This is a genomic window from Salmonella sp. NW1250 (assembly GCF_051812965.1).
Classification (GTDB): Bacteria; Pseudomonadota; Gammaproteobacteria; order Enterobacterales; family Enterobacteriaceae; genus Salmonella; species Salmonella enterica.
Genome location: NZ_JAMNDD010000008.1, coordinates 46889 through 72138 on the forward strand (window position 1 = coordinate 46889; position 25250 = coordinate 72138).

A 25250-nucleotide genomic window follows, 5' to 3' on the forward strand; every position below is an offset into this window, starting at 1 on the left:
GAACTGAAATGGAAAGTCTGAACGCCCTGCTTCAGGGCATGGGGCTGATGCACCTTGGCGCAGGCCAGGCCATCATGCTGCTGGTCAGCCTGCTGCTGCTGTGGCTGGCGATTGCGAAAAAGTTCGAGCCGCTGCTGCTGCTGCCGATTGGCTTCGGCGGCCTGCTCTCCAACATCCCGGAAGCGGGCATGGCGCTGACCGCGCTGGAAAGCCTGCTGGCACATCACGACGCCGGGCAGCTGGCGGTGATTGCCGCGAAGCTTAACTGCGCGCCGGACGTGCACGCCATCAAGGAGGCGTTAGCGCTGGCGCTGCCGTCGGTGCAGGGCCAGATGGAGAGCCTGGCGGTGGACATGGGCTACACGCCGGGGGTGCTGGCGCTGTTCTATAAAGTGGCGATTGGCTCCGGCGTCGCGCCGCTGGTCATCTTCATGGGCGTCGGCGCGATGACCGACTTCGGCCCGCTGCTGGCCAACCCGCGCACCCTGCTGCTGGGGGCGGCGGCGCAGTTCGGTATCTTCGCCACCGTGCTGGGGGCGCTGACGCTGAACTACTTCGGCCTGATTTCCTTCACCCTGCCGCAGGCGGCGGCGATAGGCATCATCGGCGGCGCGGACGGTCCGACGGCCATTTATCTGTCGGGCAAGCTGGCGCCGGAGCTGCTGGGGGCCATCGCGGTGGCGGCGTACTCGTATATGGCGCTGGTGCCGTTAATCCAGCCGCCGATTATGAAGGCGCTGACCTCGGAGAAGGAGCGGAGAATCCGCATGGTGCAGCTGCGCACGGTGAGTAAGCGGGAAAAAATCCTCTTTCCGGTGGTGCTGTTACTACTGGTGGCGCTGCTGCTGCCGGACGCGGCGCCGCTGCTGGGGATGTTCTGCTTTGGCAATCTGATGCGCGAAAGCGGCGTGGTGGAGCGTCTGAGCGACACGGTACAGAACGGGCTGATTAATATCGTCACCATCTTCCTCGGGCTGTCGGTGGGCGCGAAGCTGGTGGCGGATAAGTTCCTGCAGCCGCAGACGCTGGGCATTCTGCTGCTGGGTGTGATTGCCTTTGGTATCGGGACTGCCGCCGGGGTGCTGATGGCGAAGCTGCTGAACCTGTGCAGTAAGAACAAAATCAACCCGCTTATCGGTTCGGCGGGGGTGTCGGCGGTGCCGATGGCAGCCCGCGTATCGAACAAGGTGGGCCTGGAGTCGGACCCGCAGAACTTCCTGCTGATGCACGCGATGGGCCCGAACGTGGCGGGGGTTATCGGTTCGGCCATTGCGGCGGGCGTGATGCTGAAATACGTGCTGGCAATGTAATCCAATCTAACCGGGGGCAGTGATTCTGCTCCCGCAAAATGAGGACACAGTAATGAGTGAAATGGTTGCGTTTCGGCAAGGTACATCCATGCCATCCAGAGAAACCGTCTTGCGTTATGTTGTTGAGACGGTGAATCAGATAACTGAGCTTGAGCCAGCACTGCATTTGCTGCCGTGGTCTGGCGTCAACTCAGCAATATATGAGCAACGTTTTGCACAGTGTTACGACGAGGGGCTTTGTGCCGCACAGATGTCGGCACCGAATGTTCCGCAGGGGATTCTGCCATCGACCGATTGGGCTCAGGGTATCGGGTTACTCTGTTTTGCCGCAGGGTATATGAGCGCAGGCGAGCGGCCATTAACACACAATCAGTTATGCGATTTCGTCAAACAGGCGGCTGTTGGTTTATCGCCGATTGAGGAGGAAGCGGCGAGCGGTTTCTCGACGGTACGTAGTATTGCATTACCCGTATTCAGGCGATTACAACGCGATGGTCACGCGTCTCGGATCCTGCTGTTACAAACGTTGCTGCATCTGGTCGCCTGGAAAAGCGCATCGCAGTATGCGCGTCAACAGGCGCAACGACTGCTCTGGATGGGCGGCATTTTGGGGGAAGGGGGGGAGCACAGCCTGCTTGCACTGGATAAGGCGCTGCGTGAAGAAGCCGTCGGGGAGAAAAGTCTCCCCGCTCTGCTGATCTTCACGAGTTTCCTGGCGCATTTTCCGGCAGGGCCAGTCTTTATTGACTAGCCGTCGAACGACGCGGGCAAAAGCCGCGTCGTTTTAGTTCGACGCCGGGTATTCCTGCACCGTCACCTGGAACGTGAGTTGCTTATCATCCCGCATTACCACGACCGGAATGACGGAGCCCGGGCGGATTTCCGCCACCTGATCCATCGTCTCCAGCGCGGACACAGCGGGTTTATTATTGACCGAAATAATCAAATCATTAACCTGAATACCGGCAAGCGCGGCGGGGCCGTTTGGCGTCACTTCATTAACGACAATGCCCTGAATCGGGTCCATGCCGCTACCCTGCTGCGCGTGCAGCGGCGCGATTTCTCGTCCGCCAATACCGATATAGCCGCGAATCACGCGACCGTCGCGGATAAGCTTATCCATAATTTTCGTGGCTAGCTGGAAGGGAATCGCAAAACCAAGGCCTTCCGGCGTTTCGCCATCGTTACTCTTATCAAAAGAGAGGGTGTTGATCCCCATCAGTTCGCCTAACGAGTTGACCAGAGCGCCGCCGGAATTACCGTGGTTAATCGAGGCGTCGGTCTGGAGAAAATTCTGTCGCCCCGTCGGGTTCAGGCCGATACGACCCGTTGCGCTGATGATTCCCTGGGTGATGGTCTGTCCCAGATTATATGGGTTGCCGATAGCCAGTACGACGTCGCCAATATGCGGTGTACGCTTTGTATTAATCGGGATGGTAGGCAGCCCGCCAGTGGCGTTGATCTTCAGCACCGCCAGGTCGGTAAGCGAATCGGAGCCAACCAGTAGCGCTTCAAAGACGCGGCCATCCTGTAGCGCGACGATAATCTGATCGGCATCGTTAATCACGTGCTTGTTGGTAATAATATAACCGCGTTGATCCATGATTACGCCGGAACCCAGCGTGCGGATCTCCAGTTGATTATGCGCGGTACTGTTCATACTGCGGTTATAGACATTGACGACGGCAGGCGCGGCGCGGCGAACCGCAAAATTATAACTGGCTGGCGTCTCATCGGTACTGTCGAATTGCGGGACGGCGATAGGATTAATTTTGCGCAAAGAAGGCATGACGGCCAACAGAATAGCGCCGACAATTAAACCTATTGCGACCGAACGTAAGAGCTTCACAAACATGATGGAGGCGTCGTTAAAAAAGGGAACGGCAGCAGCATACCATGAGTTAACCGGACATCACATCGCAGGCTGATGCCCGGTTTAAGACAGGATTAGCGCAGCAATAGATAAATGTTCTCGTTGCCGCGTACTACCTGAAGAGCAATGATGGACGGTTTTGCCGCCATCACTTTGCGCATTTCGGCGATAGAACTGATACGATCGCGGTTAACGCCGATGATAACATCATCTTTTTGCAAACCGGCCTGCGCGGCAGGACTGCTTTTTTCGACGCTATCAACCTTAACGCCTTTCGTCCCGTCTTTCAGCTGGCCGTCGCTCAACGTCGCGCCTTGCAACGCCGGGGCGATCATTTCGGCGCTGGCGGAAGAAGAGGTATTGGAATCCAGCGTGACTTCCACCTCCAGCGGCTTACCATCGCGCAGCAGGCCCAGCTTCACTTTCGTGCCCGGTTCGGTGGTGGCGATACGTGAACGCAGTTCGGCAAAGCTATTCAGCGGCTTACCGTTAAGACTGATAATCACGTCTCCGGATTTCACCCCGGCCTTCGCCGAACCTGAATTGGGTAAAACCTCGCTGACAAAAGCGCCACGCTGAACGTTCAGTTTGAATGCCTTAGCGATATCAGCGGTCATTTCAGTGCCTTTAATTCCCAGCAATCCGCGTTTGATTTCGCCGAACTGAATCAACTGCTGCGCCAGCGTCTGCGCCATATTGGAAGGAATAGCAAAGCCAATGCCGATGCTCCCGCCCCCTGGCGCGAGGATCGCGGTATTAATCCCGATCAGCTCGCCGTTCAGGTTAAGCAGCGCGCCGCCGGAGTTGCCGCGGTTAATAGAGGCATCGGTTTGAATAAAGTTCTCAAGCCCTTCCAGATTAAGCCCGCTGCGTCCCAGCGCTGAAATAATCCCGGAGGTGGCGGTTTGCCCAAGGCCAAACGGATTACCGACCGCCACGGCGAAATCGCCGACGCGGAGTTTGTCGGAATCGGCGATGGCAATTTGCGTTAACCTGCTGGGATTCTGAATTTGTAACAGAGCGATATCGCTCTGGTCGTCGCCGCCGATCAGCTTCGCGTCGAATTCGCGTCCGTCATTCAGTTGAATACTGATCTTCTGTGCCTGATTAATCACATGATTATTGGTTAATACATAGCCTTTCGCGGCATCGATAATCACCCCCGAACCGAGTCCTTCAAACGGCTGGGACGGCTGGTCTGGCAGATCCTCGCCAAAGAATTTTTTAAACTCCTCCGGCACTTTTTGGCTCTGGGCGGCGGTTCCCTCGACTTTTACGCTGACGACAGCAGGCAGCACTTTCTCCAGCATAGGGGCAAGGCTTGGCAGCGTCGCCAGGCCTGGCACCTGGCCTGGTATCGATGCAAGGGCTGGAAACGGTGCCGAAAGAGTTAATCCGACACTTAACGCTAATGCACTTAACAGCTGGGTGTGTTTTTTCATGGATGCTGCTCTCGTACCTTGAATGAACGGATAGACAATTCAAAACAGATTGATGTTATTGAATTTTCAGCCTGGTAACAATGATAATAGCTGGGACAGGAAAGATAGAGAGAGGGCGCAAGCGATGCGCCCGATAAATTTCTTAACGGCGTGCGATTAATCGCGCTTTGCGCCGCTACGTAACAGGCCAGACGCGCCTTCAGAATAATCACGTGGCATTTGTACTGGCGCCTGATCGTTGCTCGCCTCAGACTCCGCCAGACGGTTACGGAACGGATTCGACTCCGCAGACATTTCCGGCAGCAGGCTGCTGGAGCTTTTCGCCATATGCTGATACAGCTGGCGATAATCATGCGCCATGGTATCCAGCAGTTCCGCGCTGCGAGCAAAGTGGCTAACCAGCTCTTCACGGTACTCTTCCAGCTCAGCTTTGTTTTTTTCCAGTTCGTACTGCAATGCCTGCTGTTGACGTAACTTACGATTACCAAAACGCATGGCCACGGCACCAATGATGATACCGACGACTAATCCAATTAGCGCATATTCCCAGGTCATGAACATCTCCCGTTGTCTTATGTTTCCGTAGGGTGTTGGCTCCAGGCTCCATGCCCGCGCCTGATTATGCCACTATAACCGCTAATTCCGTAGAAGTGGAATCCCGACAGCATATCGCGTAGTGTAGAACGGCCTTTTTTTCGTCAGCCGTGAACGACGGCACATCGATTTTCAAGGAATAACAATAACATTATGCAAAGCCTTTCCCCTACATCGCGTTATCTCCAGGCACTCAACGAAGGCACCCATCAGCCTGACGACGTACAGAAAGAGGCGGTCGACCGTCTGGAAACCCTTTATCAGGCGCTCACCGCGAAAAAATCGTCGGCTACGCCACCCGGCGGACTGATAGCGCGACTGGGGAAATTATTAGGCAAAAACGAACCGGACGCGCAAATACCGGTTCGCGGGCTGTATATGTGGGGGGGCGTGGGGCGCGGCAAAACCTGGCTCATGGATCTCTTCTACCACAGCCTGCCGGGCGAGCGAAAACTACGTCTGCATTTTCATCGGTTTATGCTGCGCGTGCATGAAGAACTTACCGCGTTACAGGGACAGATCGATCCGTTAGACATTATTGCCGATCGGTTTAAAACCGAGACGGACGTACTGTGTTTCGATGAGTTTTTCGTCACCGATATTACCGACGCCATGCTGCTGGGCGGTTTAATGAAAGCGCTGTTTGCACGCGGCATTACGCTGGTCGCGACCTCCAATATTCCGCCGGATGAACTCTACCGCAACGGTTTGCAACGCGCCCGCTTCCTGCCGGCTATCGATGCTATTAAACAGCACTGCGACATTATGAATGTGGACGCCGGCGTCGATTACCGGCTGCGGACGCTGACGCAGGCCCATTTATGGCTAACGCCGCTTAATGATGAAACCCGGCGGCAAATGGATAAACTGTGGCTGGCGTTAGCGGGGGCCGCGCGCGAGCATGCTCCGACGCTGGAAATCAATCATCGCCCTTTATCCACCCTGGGCGTTGAAAACCAAACGTTAGCGGTCTCTTTCGCTACGCTGTGCGTCGAGGCCCGCAGCCAGCATGATTACATTGCGCTCTCAAGGTTATTTCACACGGTTCTGCTGTTTGACGTGCCGGTCATGACGCCGCTGATGGAGAGCGAAGCGCGCCGCTTTATTGCGCTGGTGGATGAGTTTTACGAGCGCCACGTTAAGCTGGTGGTCAGCGCCGCCGCGCCGTTATATGAGATTTATCAGGGGGAGCGGCTCAAGTTTGAATTTCAGCGCTGTCTGTCGCGCCTGCAAGAGATGCAGAGTGCGGAGTACCTCAAGCGGGAGCATATGCCGTAAGCCGGACAAGCGCAGCGCCCCGGCATTGTGCGGTATCATATCTGTGCAACCTCCCCTACCGGAGGGTGAACCAGGCCTGAACAAAACCCGCGGCAAATCGCAAAAAGGGGTCGATCTTTGACCTGGACTTCTCTATAATCCTGCGACCCCACGTTACAAGAGAGTTTTTTCCCAAACTTTCTCTGTGCCGGCCAAACATATCCGAGGGGGTAGGTTTACCGGACTTTGTCGTGTGAACCTCAACTATTTAAACGTTTGGGTGTTCACCAACGTGTAACTTATTTATTTGGGTAAGCTTTTAATGAAAACTTTTACAGCTAAACCAGAAACCGTAAAACGCGACTGGTATGTTGTTGACGCGACCGGTAAAACTCTGGGCCGTCTGGCTACTGAACTGGCTCGTCGCCTGCGCGGTAAGCACAAAGCGGAATACACTCCGCACGTAGATACCGGTGATTACATCATCGTTCTGAACGCTGACAAAGTTGCTGTAACCGGCAACAAGCGTACTGACAAAGTGTACTATCACCACACCGGCCACATCGGTGGTATCAAACAAGCGACCTTTGAAGAGATGATTGCCCGCCGTCCTGAGCGTGTGATTGAAATCGCGGTTAAAGGCATGCTGCCAAAAGGCCCGCTGGGTCGTGCTATGTTCCGTAAACTGAAAGTTTACGCGGGCAACGAGCACAACCACGCGGCACAGCAACCGCAAGTTCTTGACATCTAATCGGGATTATAGGCAATGGCTGAAAATCAATACTACGGCACTGGTCGCCGCAAAAGTTCCGCAGCTCGCGTTTTCATCAAACCGGGCAACGGTAAAATCGTTATCAACCAACGTTCTCTGGAACAGTACTTCGGTCGTGAAACTGCCCGCATGGTAGTTCGTCAGCCGCTGGAACTGGTCGACATGGTTGAGAAACTGGATCTGTACATCACTGTTAAAGGTGGTGGTATCTCTGGTCAGGCTGGTGCGATCCGTCACGGTATCACCCGCGCTCTGATGGAGTACGACGAGTCCCTGCGTGGCGAACTGCGTAAAGCTGGCTTCGTTACTCGTGACGCTCGTCAGGTTGAACGTAAGAAAGTCGGCCTGCGTAAAGCACGTCGTCGTCCGCAGTTCTCCAAACGTTAATGGGGTTCTGCTTCGGCAGACAACTGTTAGCGAAAAACCCGCTTCGGCGGGTTTTTTTATGGGCAATGCATTTATCTGTCACAATGAAATGCGGATTGTTGTCTCTTTTTCCCCAATTCCAGAATCGACTCACCACAAAGGTCACAAAATCTGGTAAACTATCATCCAATTTTCTGCCCAAATAGCGGGGAATGTTCATTTTTTGTCTCGTTTCTGAGCAATGATGGCTTTTTTCGCCCTGGGTGACATAACATCTGGCTGGTCACATTGTGGCTGGTAGCAGTAAAAATTCTGAATATACCTGGAGGTTTTCATGGCTGTCGCTGCCAACAAACGTTCGGTAATGACGCTGTTTTCTGGTCCTACTGACATCTATAGCCATCAGGTCCGCATTGTGTTGGCTGAAAAGGGTGTTAGTTTTGAGATCGAACATGTGGAAAAGGACAATCCACCTCAGGATCTGATTGACCTCAACCCGAATCAAAGCGTTCCGACACTGGTGGATCGTGAGCTGACCCTGTGGGAATCTCGCATCATTATGGAATATCTGGATGAGCGTTTCCCTCATCCGCCGCTGATGCCGGTTTATCCGGTCGCGCGCGGTGAAAGCCGTCTGTACATGCACCGTATTGAAAAAGACTGGTATACGCTGATGAACGTCATCGTAAACGGGTCTGCTTCCGAGGCCGACTCTGCGCGTAAACAACTGCGTGAAGAGCTGCTGGCGATTGCGCCGGTATTTGGTCAGAAACCGTATTTCCTGAGCGACGAATTCAGCCTGGTTGATTGCTACCTGGCGCCTCTCTTGTGGCGTTTACCGCAGTTGGGTATTGAATTCAGCGGCGCAGGGGCGAAAGAGCTGAAAGGCTATATGACCCGCGTCTTTGAACGTGATTCTTTCCTGGCTTCTTTAACCGAAGCTGAACGTGAAATGCGCCTCGGTCGGGGTTAACCTGTATGGATTTGTCACAGTTGACGCCGCGTCGTCCCTATCTGTTGCGTGCTTTCTACGAGTGGTTGCTGGATAACCAGTTGACCCCGCATCTGGTGGTGGATGTGATGCTGCCTGGCGTGCATGTCCCTATGGAATATGCGCGCGATGGGCAAATCGTCCTCAATATTGCGCCGCGGGCGGTAGGTAATCTGGAGCTGTCTAATGATGAAGTGCGTTTTAATGCGCGCTTCGGCGGCGTTCCCCGTCAGGTTTCTGTGCCTTTGGCTGCGGTGCTGGCGATTTACGCCCGTGAAAACGGCGCAGGCACCATGTTTGAGCCTGAAGCCGCCTATGATGAAGACGTTGTCAGCTTAAATGATGATGACAATACCGCAGGCGCGGAAAGCGAGACCGTGATGTCCGTTATTGATGGCGATAAGCCCGACCACGATGACGACAGTAGCCCTGATGACGAGCCGCCTCCGCCGCGTGGCGGACGTCCGGCGCTACGCGTAGTAAAATAATCAACAGGCCCTGAAGGGCCTGTTTTGTTTGGTCTCCTCGCGGGTTCACCCTGCTTTTGAAGCTGTGTTACGATAAGCTTGCTATTATTTGCCACCGACCACTCATGAATGGACGTTATGAACGCATTTGATTCGCAAGCAGAAGATTCACCGACATCCCTCGGGCGTAGTTTGCGCCGCCGCCCGCTGGCGCGTAAAAAACTGTCTGAAATGGTTGAGGAAGAGCTGGAGCAGATGATCCGCCGTCATGAGTTTGGCGAGGGAGAACAGCTACCGTCTGAACGTGAATTAATGGCCTTCTTCAATGTGGGACGTCCCTCCGTGCGTGAAGCGTTAGCTGCGCTGAAGCGTAAAGGTCTGGTGCAAATCAATAACGGCGAACGCGCCCGCGTCTCGCGCCCCTCTGCTGATACCATCATCAGCGAACTGTCGGGTATGGCGAAAGATTTTCTTACTCATCCTGGCGGCATCGCTCACTTTGAACAGCTACGGCTTTTCTTTGAATCCAGCCTGGTACGCTATGCGGCGGAACATGCCACCGACGAGCAGATCGCGTTGTTAACGAAAGCGCTGGAAATTAATAGCCAGTCGCTGGATGACAACGCGCTGTTTATTCGTTCGGATGTCGAGTTTCACCGGGTGTTGGCTGAAATTCCCGGCAATCCGATCTTTATGGCTATTCATGTTGCTCTGCTGGACTGGCTAATCGCCGCCCGCCCAAGCGTTCCCGATCGTGAGCTGCATGAACATAATAACGTGAGTTATCAACAGCATATTGTGATTGTTGATGCCATTCGCCAGCGAGATCCCGATAAAGCGGATCGCGCTCTGCAAACCCACCTCAATAGCGTTTCCGCTACCTGGCACGCGCTCGGTAAAAAAAGTCAAAAAATGCGGTAGCGATCGCGCCTCCGATCCCAGTTTAGTGAAGCAGATCGCACTATAAGCGTTCTGTATTATTTGCTGCTTATTTGATTTGGTATAACAGGTATAAAGGTAGGTAGTTAATATATTCATCATCCGTAGAGGTAGGTATGGCAAAAGCATTGCAAGGCGTAATGGCGGCGTTGTTGACCCCATTTGATCATCAGCAGCAACTGGATAGCGAAAGCCTGCGCCGTCTGGTGCGTTTTAACATCGGGCAGGGTATCGATGGGCTGTATGTTGGCGGTTCCACCGGGGAAGCATTCGTACAGAGCCTTGCTGAAAGAGAGCAGGTACTGGAGATTGTCGCCGAAGAGGCGAAGGGAAAAATCACGCTGATCGCCCATGTCGGGACGGTAAGCACCGCAGAAAGCCAGCAGCTTGCCAGCGCCGCAAAGCGTTACGGTTTTGATGCGGTCTCTGCGGTGACGCCTTTTTATTACCCTTTCAGTTTTGAAGAGCACTGTGACCATTATCGGGCAATCATTGATTCCGCAGATGGATTGCCGATGGTGGTATACAACATTCCGGCGTTAAGCGGTGTAAAACTTACCCTCGATCAGATCAATACGCTGGTGACCTTACCGGGCGTGAGCGCGCTGAAGCAAACCTCCGGCGATCTCTTCCAGATGGAGCAGATCCGCCGCGCGCATCCGGATCTGGTGCTGTACAACGGTTATGACGAAATCTTCGCTTCCGGCCTGCTGGCGGGCGCGGACGGCGGTATCGGCAGCACATACAACATTATGGGCTGGCGTTATCAGGGGATTGTTCAGGCATTACGTGAGGGCGATGTGGCGAAAGCGCAGCGTCTGCAAACCGAGTGCAATAAGGTTATTGATTTACTGATTAAAACCGGCGTATTCCGCGGCCTGAAAACGGTCCTGCATTATATGGACGTGGTATCGGTGCCGCTGTGTCGTAAACCGTTCGCGCCTGTTGATGAAAAATACCTGCCGGCGCTCAAGGCGCTGGCTCAACAACTGATGGAAGAAAAGGCGTAACAGCATAATGCCGGGGGCGCTACGCTTGCCCGGCCTACAACAGTGTGAGCGGTAGGCCGGATAAGGCGGAGCCGCCATTCGGCATAACGACAACAAAAATCGTCGGGAGAGTAAAATGAGTACTTCTACCCAGAACATCCCGTGGTATCGCCATCTCAACCGGGCGCAGTGGCGGGCATTTTCCGCTGCCTGGCTGGGATATCTGCTTGATGGTTTTGATTTTGTGTTGATTGCTCTTGTACTGACTGAGGTACAAAGCGAATTTGGGCTGACGACGGTACAGGCGGCAAGCCTGATTTCTGCGGCTTTTATCTCTCGCTGGTTCGGCGGGTTATTACTGGGCGCGATGGGCGATCGCTATGGGCGTCGTCTGGCGATGGTCAGCAGCATCATTCTGTTTTCGGTGGGAACCCTGGCATGCGGGTTTGCGCCCGGTTACACCACCATGTTCATCGCCCGACTGGTGATTGGTATGGGCATGGCGGGCGAATATGGTTCCAGCGCGACCTATGTGATTGAAAGCTGGCCAAAACATTTACGCAATAAAGCCAGCGGTTTTCTGATTTCCGGCTTCTCCGTCGGCGCGGTCGTTGCCGCGCAGGTGTACAGCCTGGTGGTGCCTGTCTGGGGCTGGCGCGCGCTGTTTTTCATTGGCATTTTGCCAATTATCTTCGCTCTCTGGCTGCGGAAAAACATTCCGGAAGCGGAAGACTGGAAAGAGAAACACGCGGGTAAAGCGCCGGTACGCACGATGGTCGACATTCTTTATCGGGGCGAGCATCGCATCATCAACATTTTAATGACTTTCGCCGCCGCCGCTGCGCTGTGGTTCTGTTTTGCCGGTAACCTACAAAATGCTGCGATTGTGGCGGGGCTGGGACTACTGTGCGCGGTTATCTTTATCAGCTTTATGGTGCAGAGCAGCGGTAAACGCTGGCCCACTGGCGTCATGCTGATGCTGGTGGTACTGTTTGCTTTCCTCTATTCCTGGCCGATTCAGGCGCTATTACCCACTTATCTGAAAACCGAGCTGGCCTACGATCCGCATACGGTGGCGAATGTCCTGTTCTTTAGCGGATTTGGCGCGGCGGTTGGTTGCTGCGTAGGCGGTTTTCTTGGCGACTGGCTGGGAACGCGTAAAGCATATGTCTGTAGCCTGCTGGCCTCGCAAATCCTCATTATTCCGGTCTTTGCGATTGGCGGCACAAACGTCTGGGTTCTGGGTCTGCTACTGTTTTTCCAACAGATGTTGGGGCAGGGGATTGCCGGGATTCTACCGAAACTGATCGGCGGTTACTTCGATACCGATCAGCGCGCGGCGGGGCTGGGCTTTACTTATAACGTCGGCGCGCTCGGCGGCGCGCTGGCGCCGATCCTGGGAGCGCTGATCGCTCAACGTCTGGATTTGGGCACTGCGCTGGCATCGCTCTCTTTCAGCCTGACGTTTGTCGTGATCCTGCTTATTGGGCTTGATATGCCGTCTCGCGTACAGCGTTGGCTACGTCCGGAAGCGTTACGCACCCACGATGCTATTGACGACAAACCGTTCAGCGGAGCCGTACCGCTTGGCAGTGGTAAAGGTGCCTTTGTAAAAACGAAAAGTTAATCCGCTTGCCCGGTTTTCAACCGGGCAATATTTGTAAGGGAGTAGTATGTCGTTACTTGAACAACTGGATAAAAATATTGCCGCTTCTGGCGGCCTGATTGTCTCCTGCCAGCCCGTTCCGGGCAGTCCGCTGGATAAGCCGGAGATTGTAGCGGCAATGGCGTTGGCGGCGGAACAGGCGGGCGCGGTTGCGGTGCGTATTGAAGGCATAGACAACCTGCGCGTGGCCCGCTCGCTCGTTTCGGTACCCATTATCGGCATTATCAAACGCGATCTGGACGACTCTCCAGTGCGCATTACCCCTTTTCTCGACGATGTAGATGCGCTGGCGCAGGCTGGCGCAGCTATTATCGCCGTTGATGGAACCGCTCGGCAACGGCCGGTAGCCGTTGAGGCGTTGTTGGCGCGCATTCATCACCACCATCTACTGGCGATGGCCGACTGCTCATCCGTGGACGATGGTCTCGCCTGCCAACGGTTGGGCGCGGACATTATCGGCACGACGATGTCCGGCTACACCACCCCCGATACGCCGGAGGAACCCGATCTGCCCTTAGTCAAAGCGTTGCATGACGCCGGATGCCGGGTAATAGCCGAAGGGCGCTATAACTCGCCAGCACTGGCGGCGGAGGCGATCCGTTATGGCGCATGGGCGGTGACGGTGGGGTCCGCCATTACCCGTCTGGAACATATCTGTGGGTGGTATAACGACGCATTAAAAAAGGCAGCGTCATGACTACGTTAGCAATCGATATTGGCGGTACTAAACTTGCCGCCGCGCTCATCGACAACAACTTGCGCATTAGCCAGCGTCGCGAGCTACCGACCCCCGCGAGCAAAACGCCGGATGCGTTACGTGAAGCATTAAAGGCGCTGGTTGAACCACTACGGGCAGAGGCGCGTCAGGTAGCGATAGCTTCTACCGGGATCATTCAGGAAGGGATGCTGCTGGCGCTAAACCCCCATAATCTGGGCGGCTTGCTACACTTTCCGTTAGTACAAACACTGGAAACGATCGCTGGCCTGCCGACGCTGGCGGTGAACGACGCGCAGGCGGCGGCCTGGGCGGAGTATCACGCGCTCCCTGATGATATCCGCGATATGGTATTTATCACCGTTTCAACCGGCGTTGGCGGCGGCGTTGTCTGTGACGGCAAGCTCCTTACCGGAAAAGGCGGTCTGGCCGGGCACCTGGGACACACCCTGGCGGACCTACACGGGCCCGTATGCGGTTGTGGACGCGTTGGCTGCGTAGAGGCCATCGCCTCCGGACGAGGGATGGCCGCGGCGGCGCGGGACGATCTGGCGGGATGCGACGCCAAAACCCTATTTATTCGCGCTGGCGAAGGTCATCAGCAGGCGCGACATCTGGTAAGCCAATCCGCGCAGGTAATAGCGCGGATGATCGCCGATGTGAAAGCGACTACCGACTGCCAGTGTGTGGTCATTGGCGGCAGCGTAGGGTTAGCTGAGGGATACCTGGAGCAGGTTCGCGCGTTTTTGATGCAAGAGCCTGCGCCTTATCACGTGGCGCTGAGCGCCGCTCGCTATCGGCATGACGCAGGATTATTAGGCGCTGCTTTGTTAGCTCAAGGAGACACATTATGATGATGGGGGAAGTACAGTCGTTGCCTTCTTGCGGGTTGCATCCGCGACTGCTGGATGCCTTGACTCTCGCGCTGGCGGCAAGGCCGCAGGAGAAAGCGCCGGGGCGCTATGAATTGCAGGGCGACAATATCTTTATGAATGTAATGCAGTTAACGACGCAAATGCCGACCGAGAAGAAAGCGGAATTGCATGAACAATACATTGATATTCAGCTACTACTAACCGGCGTCGAGCGTATTGCGTTTGGGATGTCCGGTGCCGCTCGCCAGTGCGAGGAGATGCACGTTGAAGAGGATTACCAGCTTTGTAGTCAAATTGTCGACGAGCAGACTATTACGCTGCAAGCGGGGATGTTTGCTGTGTTTATGCCGGGAGAACCGCATAAACCGGGATGTGCAGTGGGTGAGCCGGATGACATCAAGAAAGTGGTAGTGAAAGTACGCGCCAGTCTGCTGGCGGCCTGAATCTCTTGCCGGAGCAGTCTTCCGAACGCAGCCCCTTACGGGCTGCGTGGTGAATGTGCCGGAGAGCGCGGGTATGACGGGTTAACGCTTAAACGTCACGGCTTCCGGCTGGGTCAGGTGCAACGTCGTCTGGCTCGGCACCGTCTCGGCAATCACCCGCCCGTGGCGAATCGAGTAACGGGCAGGCGTCTGGCGACGTACCGCATCGAATCCATTCTCAGCGGGTAAGATAACCAGATTCGCGGCATTGCCGACGCTCAGACCGTAGTCCTGTAAATGCAGGGTTTTTGCGCTGTGGGTAGTGATCAGATTTAACCCGTCGTTGATTTGCCCATACCCCATCAACTGGCAAACGTGTAACCCCATATGCAGCACCTGCAGCATATTTGCCGTGCCTAATGGATACCACGGGTCGAAGACGTCATCATGGCCAAAGCAGACATTGATCCCCGCTTCCAGCATCTCTTTCACTCGCGTGACGCCACGACGTTTCGGGTAAGTGTCAAATCGCCCTTGCAGATGAATATTCACCAGCGGGTTGGCGACGAAGTTAATCCCCGACATTTTCAACAGGCGGAACAGGCGTGACGCATACGCGCCGTTGTACGAGTGCATAGCCGTGGTGTGGCTGGCGGTCACGCGCGCCCCCATGCCATCACGATGCGCCAGCGCCGCGACCGTTTCGACAAAGCGAGACTGCTCGTCATCAATTTCGTCGCAGTGCACATCGATCAAGCGATCGTATTTCTGCGCCAGGGCGAAGATTTTGTGCAGCGATTCAACGCCATATTCCCGCGTGAACTCAAAGTGCGGAATGGCGCCAATAACGTCAGCGCCCAAACGCACGGCTTCCTCTAACAGCGCTTCACCGTTGGGATAAGACAGAATACCTTCTTGCGGAAAGGCGACAATTTGCAGGTCTACCCACGGCGCAACCTCTTGCTTCACTTCCAGCATGGCTTTCAGCGCGGTGAGCGTAGGATCTGAAACGTCAACGTGAGTACGAACGTACTGGATGCCGTTAGCCATCTGCCATTTCAGGGTCTGCATCGCGCGCGCTTTCACATCTTCATGCGTGAGCATTGCTTTACGTTCTGCCCAGCGCTCAATCCCTTCAAACAGTGTGCCGGACTGGTTCCAGCTCGGTTCACCCGCCGTTTGCGTGGTATCCAGGTGGATATGTGGCTCAACAAACGGTGGAATAGCCAGACCGCCTTCGGCATCAAGCACTTCGCCCTGCGGTAACGATGCGGCTTCCTGAGGCTCAATCCGGCTAAAGCGCCCGTTTTCAATCGTAATCTGCCATAATCCTTCGTGTCCCTGCAGACGCGTCTGACAAATAGTGATGTTATTGTTCTGCATGGCTGACCTCTGGTGATTTAGCAAGGCTGCGGTTGAAAAGTGGATTCAGCAGGATATAGCTGAAGACGCCGCCGAGTACGGCGTTGACGGGCACAATACCAGGAACATAATGTCCGGCGGCGATGCCCAGCGCGACGGAAAGAATAGCAATCCAGTTAACGGGAATAAAGCGCACGGTGTTGAAGTCGGCATAGCGGCGACGGTTCAACAGATAGTCGGCAATAATCACTCCGCCAATCGGTGGGATGGCAGATGACAGGAACGTCAGCCAGCCGACAAAATTATTGTAAAGCCACAGCGCGCACACGGTACCGATAATCCCGTTCACCACCGACAGCGTGCGGCTGGAAAGACCGGTAATATTGGCGAAGCCCAGACCCGATGCGTACAGCGCGTTATCGTTGGTGGTCCAGATATTCAGGCCAAGCACCACAATCGCGGGCAGCAGCAGCCCCTGCGCTATCATCACGTCAGAGATATCCGCCTGACCGACGGCGGCAGCGCCTGCCGCGCCAAAGATAAACATCAGCGAGTTGCCGAGGAAAAAAGCGATCATCGCAATCAGTACGGCGCTTTTGGCATGACGCCCGAAGCGGACGAAGTCGGCGGTCAATGTTCCGGCGCTGACAAACGATCCCACCACCAGCGCCAGCGCGCTGGAAAAATCCAGCGGCGTCTGCGGCACTATCGTTTTTAAATGCTCCAGCCCACCCACGCCGCTGATCGCCAGCCAGACGGAGTAGCTGCCCAGTATAACGATCGCGGGTACGGCAATGATAGACAAAATGGTCAACGCCGAGATGCCGAAAAAAATGGTCAGGGTCATCAGCAGACCCGAAACGGCAATCAGGATATTGGCATCAATGCCCGTCGCTTTACTGACCGGAATAGCGAACATCGCTACGCCAACGCCAAACCAGCCTACCTGTGTGCCGCCTAGCAGCAGCGAGGGAAGCCATGATCCTTTAACGCCAAAGGAGTAACGTGCAAGGAGGTGGGTGGAGAGTCCGGTTTTTGCGCCGATGTAGCCAAGAAATGCAGTGTAGATACCGAGGAGGAGATTACCGAAGAGAACTGCGAGGAAGAAATCATTATAAGAAAGACCGGTGCCGAGTGTCCCTCCGGTCCACATACTGGCGGAAAAAAACGTTAAACCCAACATGACAAACGTCAGTGGAATCACGCCCTTCCGCGCCGCCAGAGGGACGGGGCCCTGGCTATAATTGTTGTCCTGCGACACAACGCCTCCATGAATTTTGCCCAAAAAATCCGCCGCATAATATACAGTTCTCAGAATAAAGCAAACGTTTTCGTGTGATATTTTTTTGATAATTATTCATGGTATTAATGGTTCGTTAGTTTTTCTCCGTTGTCAGTGAACCACCGCGTGTGAGTTGAGTTTCCAGCATGGTTTGCGAACGAATAAGTTCGTCTGTGAGTAATTTTTCGTCAGGCAGCTGCACTTTGTACTCGCTCGCCATGATGGTGTTTGGCAGGCCAGTCAGCGCGTAATGCGCTTCCCCCGCGCCTTTCCCTGCGCACAAAACTAAGCCGACTGGCGGGTTTTCTCCAGGCATTGTCCAGTGCTCTTTGGCATAGTTCAGGTACATATTCATCTGCCCGGCATTCGCATAACCGAATTTGCCTACCTTCAGGTCAACGAGCAACAGGCAGCGCAAGCGACGATGGAAGAACAGCAGGTCGACGCGGAACCAGCTATCGTCTATGCGTAGTCGGCGTTGGCGGCCAACAAAAGCAAAATCGTCACCAAGCTCCAGCATAAAGTCCATCAGGTGGCTGAGCAGCGCGTCTTCGAGATCTGATTCGGAATACTCGTCCTTCAGGTTAAGAAATTCCAGAATGAACGGGTCGCGTATGGCTTGCTCCGGCAAAACGTTTGGCTCGGCGGGTGCAGGCTGCTGCAACATGGCGGATTTGTCGTGGGACAGTAGTGTTTGTTCGTAAAATTGAGTGGCGATTTGCCTGTCGAGCTGCCTAACTGACCAGCCGTTACGTAGCGTCTCTTTCTCGTAAAAAGTGCGGGCATCGGGATTTTTTACCGACAAGAGGCGGACATACGCCGACCAGGGAAGAGGGAATGTTTTGGCGAGCGGTATGAGATTTGAAGATTCCGCAGACAGTGTCTGCGGAATTTCAATATGTTGAAAACAAAGATAAAATGTACGAATTTGCCATAGGTTTCTGGTGGAAAAACCGCGCTTATAGCGCTGACTTAAATCTACCGATAATCGTTCGATAAGCTGGGTGCCATAGGCCGCTCGCGCTTCTCCTCCCTGTTCAAATTCGACAATGCGTCGGCCAATTTCCCAGTAGGTGGCAGTCATAATGGCATTGATGCTGCGCACGGTCTCGGTACGTGCCGTATCGACCAGACGAATAATACCGTCATGAATTTGCTGATATTCATCAGACTGTGGCGCTAAAGTTGGATTCGTCATGTCATCCCTTACGTGATAGTTTTATTGTGAAATTAGAACGCTATCAATACGCTTCAGGCGTAAACGGATCAATTCATGAACGGATTTTACATGGCATTACATCTCGATTTACGAGCGGGTTTCCAGAATCGGCAGGAGAGATATTGAGGAGAGGAATATCGGCTCCCCAGCCATCAGCACAAGGCATCAACCGGGGAGCCGGAAGGGTTACACTTCGAGGTAGTTCATAATCCCGTCAGCCGCCTTACGGCCTTCGGCAATCGCCGTCACCACCAGATCGGAACCGCGCACGATGTCGCCACCGGCGAAGATTTTCGGGTTGCTGGTCTGGAAAGCATTATCGCTGCGTTCCGGCGCGATAATTCGTCCCTGCGAGTCCAGTTCCACGCTGTGTTTCGCCAGCCATTCCATGCTGTGTGGACGAAAACCAAATGCCATCACCACCGCATCAGCCGGAACCACATGCTCGGAACCGGCGACGATCTCCGCCCGCCGACGGCCTTTGGCATCCGGTTCGCCCATTTCAGTGCGCACCATTTTTACGCCGCTCACTTTGCCGTTGGCATTGACTTCAATGCCCAGCGGTTGAACGTTAAACTGAAATTCGACACCTTCCTCGCGCGCGTTCTTCACTTCGCGTCTGGAACCCGGCATGTTCTCTTCATCACGACGATAGGCACAGGTTACGTGCGTTGCGCCCTGACGAATGGAGGTACGTACGCAGTCCATTGCGGTATCGCCGCCGCCCAGCACCACCACGCGTTTGCCTTCCATGCTGACATATGGTTCGTCGCTGGTTTCGCCAAACCCCATGATCTGCTTCGTATTGGCGATCAGGAACGGCAGAGCGTCGAAAACCCCGTCCGCATCTTCATTTTCCAGCCCGCCGCGCATCGACTGATAGGTGCCGACGCCAAGGAATACCGCATCGTAATCTTTCAGCAGATCTTCAAGCTGTACATCACGACCCACTTCGGTATTAAGTTTGAACTCAATACCCATGCCGGTGAAGATCTCGCGACGACGGGTCATCACCTCTTTTTCCAGTTTGAAAGCTGGAATACCGAAGGTCAGCAGGCCGCCGATTTCCGGATGGCGATCAAAGACCACCGCCTTCACGCCGTTGCGGGTCAGCACGTCGGCGCACGCCAGCCCTGCCGGACCTGCGCCGATAATCGCTACCCGTTTGTCCGTCTGGCGCACGCCGGTCATATCCGGGCGCCAGCCCATTTCGAACGCTTTATCGTTGATATAGCGCTCAATGTTACCGATGGTCACTGCGCCGAACTCATCGTGCAGCGTACAGGAGCCTTCGCACAGGCGGTCCTGCGGGCAGACGCGGCCACACACTTCCGGCAGGGTGTTGGTCTGGTGCGATAGCTCAGCCGCCTCAAAAATACGCCCTTCGTTAGCCAGTTTCAGCCAGTTCGGGATGTAGTTATGTACCGGACATTTCCACTCGCAGTAGGGGTTACCGCAGGACAAACAGCGATCCGCCTGGGCTTTCGCCTGACCTTCAGAAAACGGTTCGTAGATTTCAACAAACTCGATCTTACGGATCTTCAGCGGCTTCTTCGGCGGATCAACGCGCTGCAGGTCGATAAATTGATAAACATTCTGGCTCATTTCAATTCCTTACTGCGCCTGCACGCGCAATTCTGCCGCACTACGACTACGGTGGCCCAACAGGGCTTTGACATCGCTGGACTTGGGCTTCACTAACGCGAATTGGGTTGAGAAGCTTGACCACCTGGACAGGATCTCTTCGCCGCGTTGCGAACCAGTATGCTGCACGTGCTCGGTGATCAGGCCGCGCAGATGCTCTTCGTGGATAGCCAGCGAATCAACGTCCAGTACTTCTACCAGTTCCGGGTTTACGCGTTTACGGAATTCGCCATCTTCGTCCAGCACATAGGCGAAGCCGCCGGTCATCCCCGCGCCGAAGTTAACGCCGGTTTTACCCAGCACGCAGACGATGCCGCCGGTCATGTATTCACAGCCGTTGTCGCCGATGCCCTCTACTACGGTAATCGCCCCGGAGTTACGCACGCCGAAACGTTCGCCCGCGCGGCCCGCCGCGTACAGACGACCACCGGTGGCTCCATACAGGCAGGTGTTGCCGATAATGCTGGCTTTATGACTGAGGAAGGCGGAACCTACCGGCGGTCTGATGGCGATCAAACCGCCTGCCATACCTTTACCGACATAGTCGTTGGCATCGCCAGTCAGATATAACTCTACGCCGCCCGCGTTCCACACGCCAAAGCTCTGGCCTGCGGTACCGCTGAAGTGCGCTTTAATCGGATCGGAAGCCAGCCCCTGATCGCCGTGGGTCTGTGCGATGTAGCCGGAAAGCGACGCGCCGACGGAACGATCGGTGTTGCGGATGTCGAACCAGAAGGTTTTGCTCTGGCGCGCATCGACAAACGGCTTCGCCTGCTGCAACAGTTGCGCATTCAGCACGCCGTTATCAAACGGCGGGTTATTCTCGGTGCAGTACAGCGCTTTACCCGGATGAGGTTCAGCGGTTTCCAGTAGACGAGACAGCGCCAGCTTCTGCTGTTTAGCGGTGAAGCCCTCCAGCTCTTTCAGCAGGTCGGTGCGGCCAATCAAATCCACCAGGCGGGTCACGCCAAGCGAAGCCATCAGCTCGCGCACTTCGCGGGCGATGAATTCAAAGTAGTTGGTCACTTTGAACGGCAGGCCGTGATAGTGGTTCTTACGCAGTTTCTCATCCTGCGTCGCCACGCCGGTTGCGCAGTTGTTCAGGTGGCAAATACGCAGGTATTTACAGCCCAGCGCCACCATTGGCCCGGTACCGAAGCCAAAGCTTTCCGCGCCGAGGATCGCCGCTTTAATGATGTCGACGCCCGTTTTCAGGCCGCCGTCCACCTGCAGACGAATCTTGTGACGCAGACCGTTGGCGACCAGCGCCTGCTGGGTTTCAACAAGTCCGAGTTCCCACGGACAGCCCGCATATTTCACCGAAGAGAGCGGGCTGGCGCCGGTACCGCCGTCGTAGCCAGCGATGGTGATCAGATCCGCATAGGCTTTCGCCACGCCGGTCGCGATGGTGCCGACGCCCGGTTCGGACACCAGTTTCACGGAGATCATCGCCTTCGGGTTGACCTGTTTGAGGTCGAAAATGAGCTGCGCTAAGTCCTCGATAGAGTAAATATCGTGGTGCGGCGGCGGGGAGATCAGCGTCACGCCCGGCACTGAATAGCGCAGTTTAGCGATATACGGAGTGACTTTATCCCCCGGCAACTGACCGCCTTCGCCCGGTTTCGCGCCCTGCGCGACTTTAATCTGAATCACATCGGCATTGACCAGGTAGGCCGGCGTCACGCCAAAGCGACCGGAGGCCACCTGTTTGATACGCGACACTTTATTGGTGCCGTAGCGCGCCGGGTCTTCGCCGCCTTCGCCGGAGTTGGAGTTGCCGCCGAGGCTGTTCATCGCTTCCGCCAGCGCTTCGTGCGCTTCCGGACTTAATGCGCCGATAGACATGGCTGCGGTATCAAAGCGTTTAAACAGCTCACTGGCGGGCTCAACCTCGTCGATAGTCACCGCCTCGCCGTCTGGATGTATCGCCAGCAGATCGCGCAGCGTTGCCGCCGGACGCTCATTGACCAGTTTGGCGTATTCCTGATAATCGCTGTACTCGCCGCTCTGTACCGCCTGTTGCAGGGTACGCACGACATCCGGGTTATAGGCGTGATATTCGCCGCCGTGGACGTACTTCAGCAGGCCGCCCGGGCTAATGGGTTTGCGCGCCAGCCAGGCGCGTTTGGAGAGATTCAGCAGATCCTGCTGGAAGTCATCAAAGCTCGCGCCGCCGATACGGCTGACCACGCCCTGGAAGCACAGGTTTACCACATCATCGTGCAGTCCGACCGCTTCAAACAGTTTGGAGCAGCGGTAAGAGGCAATGGTCGAAATGCCCATTTTGGACATAATCTTGTACAGCCCCTTGTTGATGCCGTTACGGTAGTTCTGCATCACGGTACGGTAGTTTTTGGCGATGGCCTGGGTATCAATCAGACGCCCCAGCGTTTCGTAGGCCAGGTACGGATAGATGGCCGTTGCGCCAAAGCCGAGCAGTACCGCAAAGTGATGCGGATCGCGGGCGCTTCCGGTTTCTACGATGATGTTGGCATCGCAGCGCAGGCTTTGTTCTACCAGACGCGTTTGCACCGCGCCCACCGCCATCGGCGCGGGCACCGGCAGGCGATTCTTACCGATATTGCGATCCGAGAGAACCAGCAACACGGTGCCGTTACGCACCATCTGTTCCGCTTTATCGCACAGCGCCTTAACCGTCGCGTCCAGTGTGGTTTCGGTGACATCAAAGGTAATGTCAAGCCAGTCGGCGCGGTAGTGATGCTCGCTCATGGTAGTGAGCTGTTTGAAATCGGAGTACAGCAGAATTGGCGATTTAAAACTCAGGCGATGGGCCTGACCTTCCGCTTCGCAGAAGACGTTCATTTCGCGACCGATGCTGGTGGCGAGCGACATGACGTGCGCTTCACGCAGCGGGTCGATAGGCGGGTTAGTGACCTGCGCGAACTGCTGGCGGAAGTAGTCGTAAATAATACGCGGCTGGCTGGAGAGCACGGCAAAGGGGGTGTCGTCGCCCATTGAGCCGACGGCTTCCTGGCCGTTTTCGCCCAACACGCGGATAACCGAGTCCAGCTCTTCGGCGCTGTAGTTAAACTGTTTCTGATAGCTGGCGAGCAGGTCATCGTCCAGTTCGCGGCTACCGACTTCTTCATCAGGTAGCTCTTCAAACGGCACCAGACGGCGAACATTCTTTTCCATCCACGCTTTATACGGATGGCGGCTTTTCAGATCGTCATCGGTTTCCGCGGAATGCAGAATACGTCCGCCGCGGGTGTCGATCACCATCAGCTCGCCTGGGCCGACGCGGCCTTTCTCGACCACTTCATCCGGCTGATAGTCCCAGATACCGACTTCGGAGGCGCAGGTGATCAGCTTGTCTTTGGTAATGACATAGCGTGCCGGGCGCAGGCCGTTACGGTCAAGGTTACAGGCGGCGAAGCGCCCGTCGGACATCACGATGCCTGCCGGACCGTCCCACGGCTCCATATGCATGGAGTTAAAGTCAAAGAAGGCGCGCAGATCCTGGTCCATATCGGGGTTGTTCTGCCAGGCGGGCGGCACCAACAGGCGCATGGCGCGGATGATGTCCATCCCGCCTGCCAGCAGCAGTTCCAGCATGTTGTCCAGCGAGCTGGAATCCGAACCGGTTTCGTTAACAAACGGCGCAGCGGACTGTAAATCCGGGATCAGCGGCGTCTGGAATTTATAGGTACGGGCGCGCGCCCACTGGCGGTTGCCGGTGATAGTGTTAATCTCGCCGTTATGCGCCAGGTAGCGGAACGGCTGCGCCAGCGGCCAACGCGGCACGGTGTTAGTGGAAAAGCGCTGGTGGAACAGGCAGATGGCCGATTCCAGACGCAGATCCGCAAGATCCAGGTAGAAGCGCGGCAGATCCGCCGGCATACATAGACCTTTATAAATGTTGACCAGGTTCGACAGGCTGCATACGTAGAAATCTTTGTCGTCCTGCAGGCGTTTTTCAATGCGTCGGCGGGCGATAAACAGACGGCGCTCCATATCGCGCGGACGCCAGCCCGCCGGAGCGTTGACAAAAATCTGCTCAATACGCGGCAGAGAGGAGAGGGCGATTTCACCGAGCACGCCTTCATTGGTTGGCACATCGCGCCAGCCGACAATCGACAGGGTTTCCTGCTGTAATTCTTCTTCGACAATATGGCGTGACGCGGCGGCCAGTTCAGGATCTTTATTCAAAAAGATCATCCCGACGGCGTAGTTTTTGGCTAAGCGCCAGCCGCGCTCTTCGGCCACGATGCGAAAGAAACGGTCAGGTTTTTGTAACAGCAAGCCGCAACCGTCGCCGGTTTTACCGTCGGCAAGGATCGCGCCACGGTGCTGCATCCGGGCCAGCGCGTGTATGGCGGTACGCACTACCTTGTGGCTAGGTTCGCCTTCTATGTGGGCGATCAGGCCGAAACCACAGTTATCCTTCTCAAGGGATTTATCGTACAACATATCAGTGAACCTCCCCAGGCTCTACGGGACGCTCTCCCAACCGACGGCGCGCGGGCACAGCAAGAGCATGGCGACGGGGCTGGCGCATCATACGCTTACCTCGCATTCGCCCTCTTTGTGTCCTTTGCGCATTGGTAAATACGGTTAAGAGGGAATCTCAATTACTGCATAAATATGATGAGCAGACGGCTCATCCAGAAAGCTTCCAGCGGATCCCCAACTTATCGGGAATCCACACCCAGGTCAAATGGCAAACTGATTTATGCAAAAGTGTGCTGTAGCACAGATAACTTTTTGAATCTGTTGAAATTAAAAGGTTTTTTATAGAAGGGCTGCTAATACGGAGCGGCAGAAAGCCTGTGATCTGTCTCACTATAAGAGCCGTTCGCCAGGCATTATCTGACCTTGCTTTTTCAAAAATCTTGGCATTTTATGCTGTTTTAAGCGTGAGAAATATTGAATGCTACTGTTTTTATCGATGACCCAGCAAACGCTGAAAAAAGAGGGGAATATCAGGAAAAATCATCAGCGGGATTATGAATGAAATATCGTTTATTTTGCTTTATTATGCAATGGATAAAAGCCTTCCGGGACGATTGATCCAGGTCATCGCCAAAGGAGACTAAAAATGGCA

Annotated in this window: 21 protein-coding genes; 13 read left to right on the plus strand and 8 right to left on the minus strand. The window is 55.2% G+C overall.

Annotated elements, in window-relative coordinates:
- The first annotated feature begins 8 nt into the window (after nt 1–8).
- A complete protein-coding gene (locus NBA72_RS14915; RefSeq protein ID WP_042948656.1) occupies nt 9–1310 on the plus strand; it encodes an oxalacetate decarboxylase subunit beta in 1302 nt (433 codons plus the stop codon).
- Nucleotides 1311–1329: 19 nt separating this feature from the next.
- Nucleotides 1330–2061: a triphosphoribosyl-dephospho-CoA synthase gene (locus tag NBA72_RS14920; protein ID WP_024156722.1), complete on the plus strand. Its 732-nt coding sequence runs from the start codon at nt 1330–1332 to the stop codon at nt 2059–2061.
- Between the two features lie 33 nt (nt 2062–2094).
- Here NBA72_RS14920 and degS read toward each other — a convergent pair whose 3' ends face one another.
- The 3 genes from degS to zapG form a co-directional block, all read right to left on the minus strand.
- Entirely contained in the window at nt 2095–3165 is a 1071-nt protein-coding gene (gene degS, locus NBA72_RS14925) for an outer membrane-stress sensor serine endopeptidase DegS (RefSeq protein WP_000497705.1), read from the minus strand.
- Between the two features lie 92 nt (nt 3166–3257).
- Nucleotides 3258–4625: a serine endoprotease DegQ gene (gene degQ / locus NBA72_RS14930; protein WP_042948659.1), complete on the minus strand. Its 1368-nt coding sequence runs from the start codon at nt 4623–4625 to the stop codon at nt 3258–3260.
- Between the two features lie 156 nt (nt 4626–4781).
- Entirely contained in the window at nt 4782–5180 is a 399-nt protein-coding gene (gene zapG / locus NBA72_RS14935) for a Z-ring associated protein ZapG (RefSeq protein WP_001519074.1), read from the minus strand.
- 192 nt (nt 5181–5372) lie between these two features.
- Between zapG and zapE the strand changes: the two genes are divergently transcribed.
- The 11 genes from zapE (at nt 5373) to nanQ (ending at nt 14699) form a co-directional block, all read left to right on the plus strand.
- The gene (gene zapE / locus NBA72_RS14940; RefSeq protein ID WP_042948662.1) at nt 5373–6497 is read left to right on the plus strand and encodes a cell division protein ZapE; all 1125 of its coding nucleotides are present in this window, start codon (nt 5373–5375) and stop codon (nt 6495–6497) included.
- 301 nt (nt 6498–6798) lie between these two features.
- The gene (rplM, locus tag NBA72_RS14945) at nt 6799–7227 is read left to right on the plus strand and encodes a 50S ribosomal protein L13 (RefSeq protein WP_000847559.1); all 429 of its coding nucleotides are present in this window, start codon (nt 6799–6801) and stop codon (nt 7225–7227) included.
- A gap of 15 nt (nt 7228–7242) precedes the next feature.
- Nucleotides 7243–7635 carry a 30S ribosomal protein S9 gene (gene rpsI, locus NBA72_RS14950; RefSeq protein ID WP_000829815.1) on the plus strand — a complete coding sequence of 131 codons (393 nt, stop codon included), beginning with the start codon at nt 7243–7245 and terminating at the stop codon, nt 7633–7635.
- 313 nt (nt 7636–7948) lie between these two features.
- Nucleotides 7949–8587 (plus strand): stringent starvation protein SspA, encoded by a 639-nt coding sequence (gene sspA / locus NBA72_RS14955; protein ID WP_000257298.1) that lies wholly within the window; start codon nt 7949–7951, stop codon nt 8585–8587.
- A gap of 5 nt (nt 8588–8592) precedes the next feature.
- Nucleotides 8593–9093 carry a ClpXP protease specificity-enhancing factor gene (gene sspB / locus NBA72_RS14960; RefSeq protein ID WP_000366112.1) on the plus strand — a complete coding sequence of 167 codons (501 nt, stop codon included), beginning with the start codon at nt 8593–8595 and terminating at the stop codon, nt 9091–9093.
- A 108-nt stretch (nt 9094–9201) separates the two neighbouring features.
- Complete coding sequence (nanR, locus tag NBA72_RS14965; protein ID WP_000382926.1) at nt 9202–9993, plus strand: transcriptional regulator NanR; 792 nt, start codon at nt 9202–9204, stop codon at nt 9991–9993.
- A gap of 134 nt (nt 9994–10127) precedes the next feature.
- Nucleotides 10128–11021, plus strand: coding sequence for an N-acetylneuraminate lyase (gene nanA / locus NBA72_RS14970; protein ID WP_001029667.1), 894 nt, complete (start codon nt 10128–10130; stop codon nt 11019–11021).
- Between the two features lie 115 nt (nt 11022–11136).
- On the plus strand, nt 11137–12627 hold the full coding sequence (gene nanT / locus NBA72_RS14975) for a sialic acid transporter NanT (protein WP_000108071.1): 1491 nt from the start codon (nt 11137–11139) through the stop codon (nt 12625–12627).
- A 46-nt stretch (nt 12628–12673) separates the two neighbouring features.
- On the plus strand, nt 12674–13363 hold the full coding sequence (locus NBA72_RS14980; RefSeq protein WP_000054444.1) for an N-acetylmannosamine-6-phosphate 2-epimerase: 690 nt from the start codon (nt 12674–12676) through the stop codon (nt 13361–13363).
- On the plus strand, nt 13360–14235 hold the full coding sequence (gene nanK / locus NBA72_RS14985) for an N-acetylmannosamine kinase (protein WP_042948667.1): 876 nt from the start codon (nt 13360–13362) through the stop codon (nt 14233–14235). The genes NBA72_RS14980 and nanK overlap by 4 nt, the downstream gene beginning before the upstream one ends.
- Nucleotides 14232–14699, plus strand: a complete 468-nt coding sequence (gene nanQ / locus NBA72_RS14990) for an N-acetylneuraminate anomerase (protein WP_000979903.1) — start codon at nt 14232–14234, stop codon at nt 14697–14699. The genes nanK and nanQ overlap by 4 nt, the downstream gene beginning before the upstream one ends.
- Nucleotides 14700–14780: 81 nt before the next feature.
- On the opposite strand, the gene NBA72_RS14995 is transcribed toward nanQ, so the two are convergent.
- From NBA72_RS14995 to gltB, 5 genes are all read right to left on the minus strand, one after another.
- Entirely contained in the window at nt 14781–16061 is a 1281-nt protein-coding gene (locus NBA72_RS14995) for a cytosine deaminase (RefSeq protein WP_042948675.1), read from the minus strand.
- Complete coding sequence (gene codB, locus NBA72_RS15000) at nt 16048–17301, minus strand: cytosine permease (protein WP_000076261.1); 1254 nt, start codon at nt 17299–17301, stop codon at nt 16048–16050. Before codB ends, NBA72_RS14995 begins: the two co-directional genes overlap by 14 nt.
- Nucleotides 17302–17416: 115 nt before the next feature.
- Nucleotides 17417–18520: a PDDEXK nuclease domain-containing protein gene (locus NBA72_RS15005; RefSeq protein WP_439005003.1), complete on the minus strand. Its 1104-nt coding sequence runs from the start codon at nt 18518–18520 to the stop codon at nt 17417–17419.
- A gap of 207 nt (nt 18521–18727) precedes the next feature.
- The gene (gltD, locus tag NBA72_RS15010; protein WP_000081635.1) at nt 18728–20146 is read right to left on the minus strand and encodes a glutamate synthase subunit GltD; all 1419 of its coding nucleotides are present in this window, start codon (nt 20144–20146) and stop codon (nt 18728–18730) included.
- A gap of 9 nt (nt 20147–20155) precedes the next feature.
- Nucleotides 20156–24616, minus strand: coding sequence for a glutamate synthase large subunit (gene gltB, locus NBA72_RS15015; RefSeq protein ID WP_001748595.1), 4461 nt, complete (start codon nt 24614–24616; stop codon nt 20156–20158).
- Between the last annotated feature and the right edge of the window lie 634 nt (nt 24617–25250).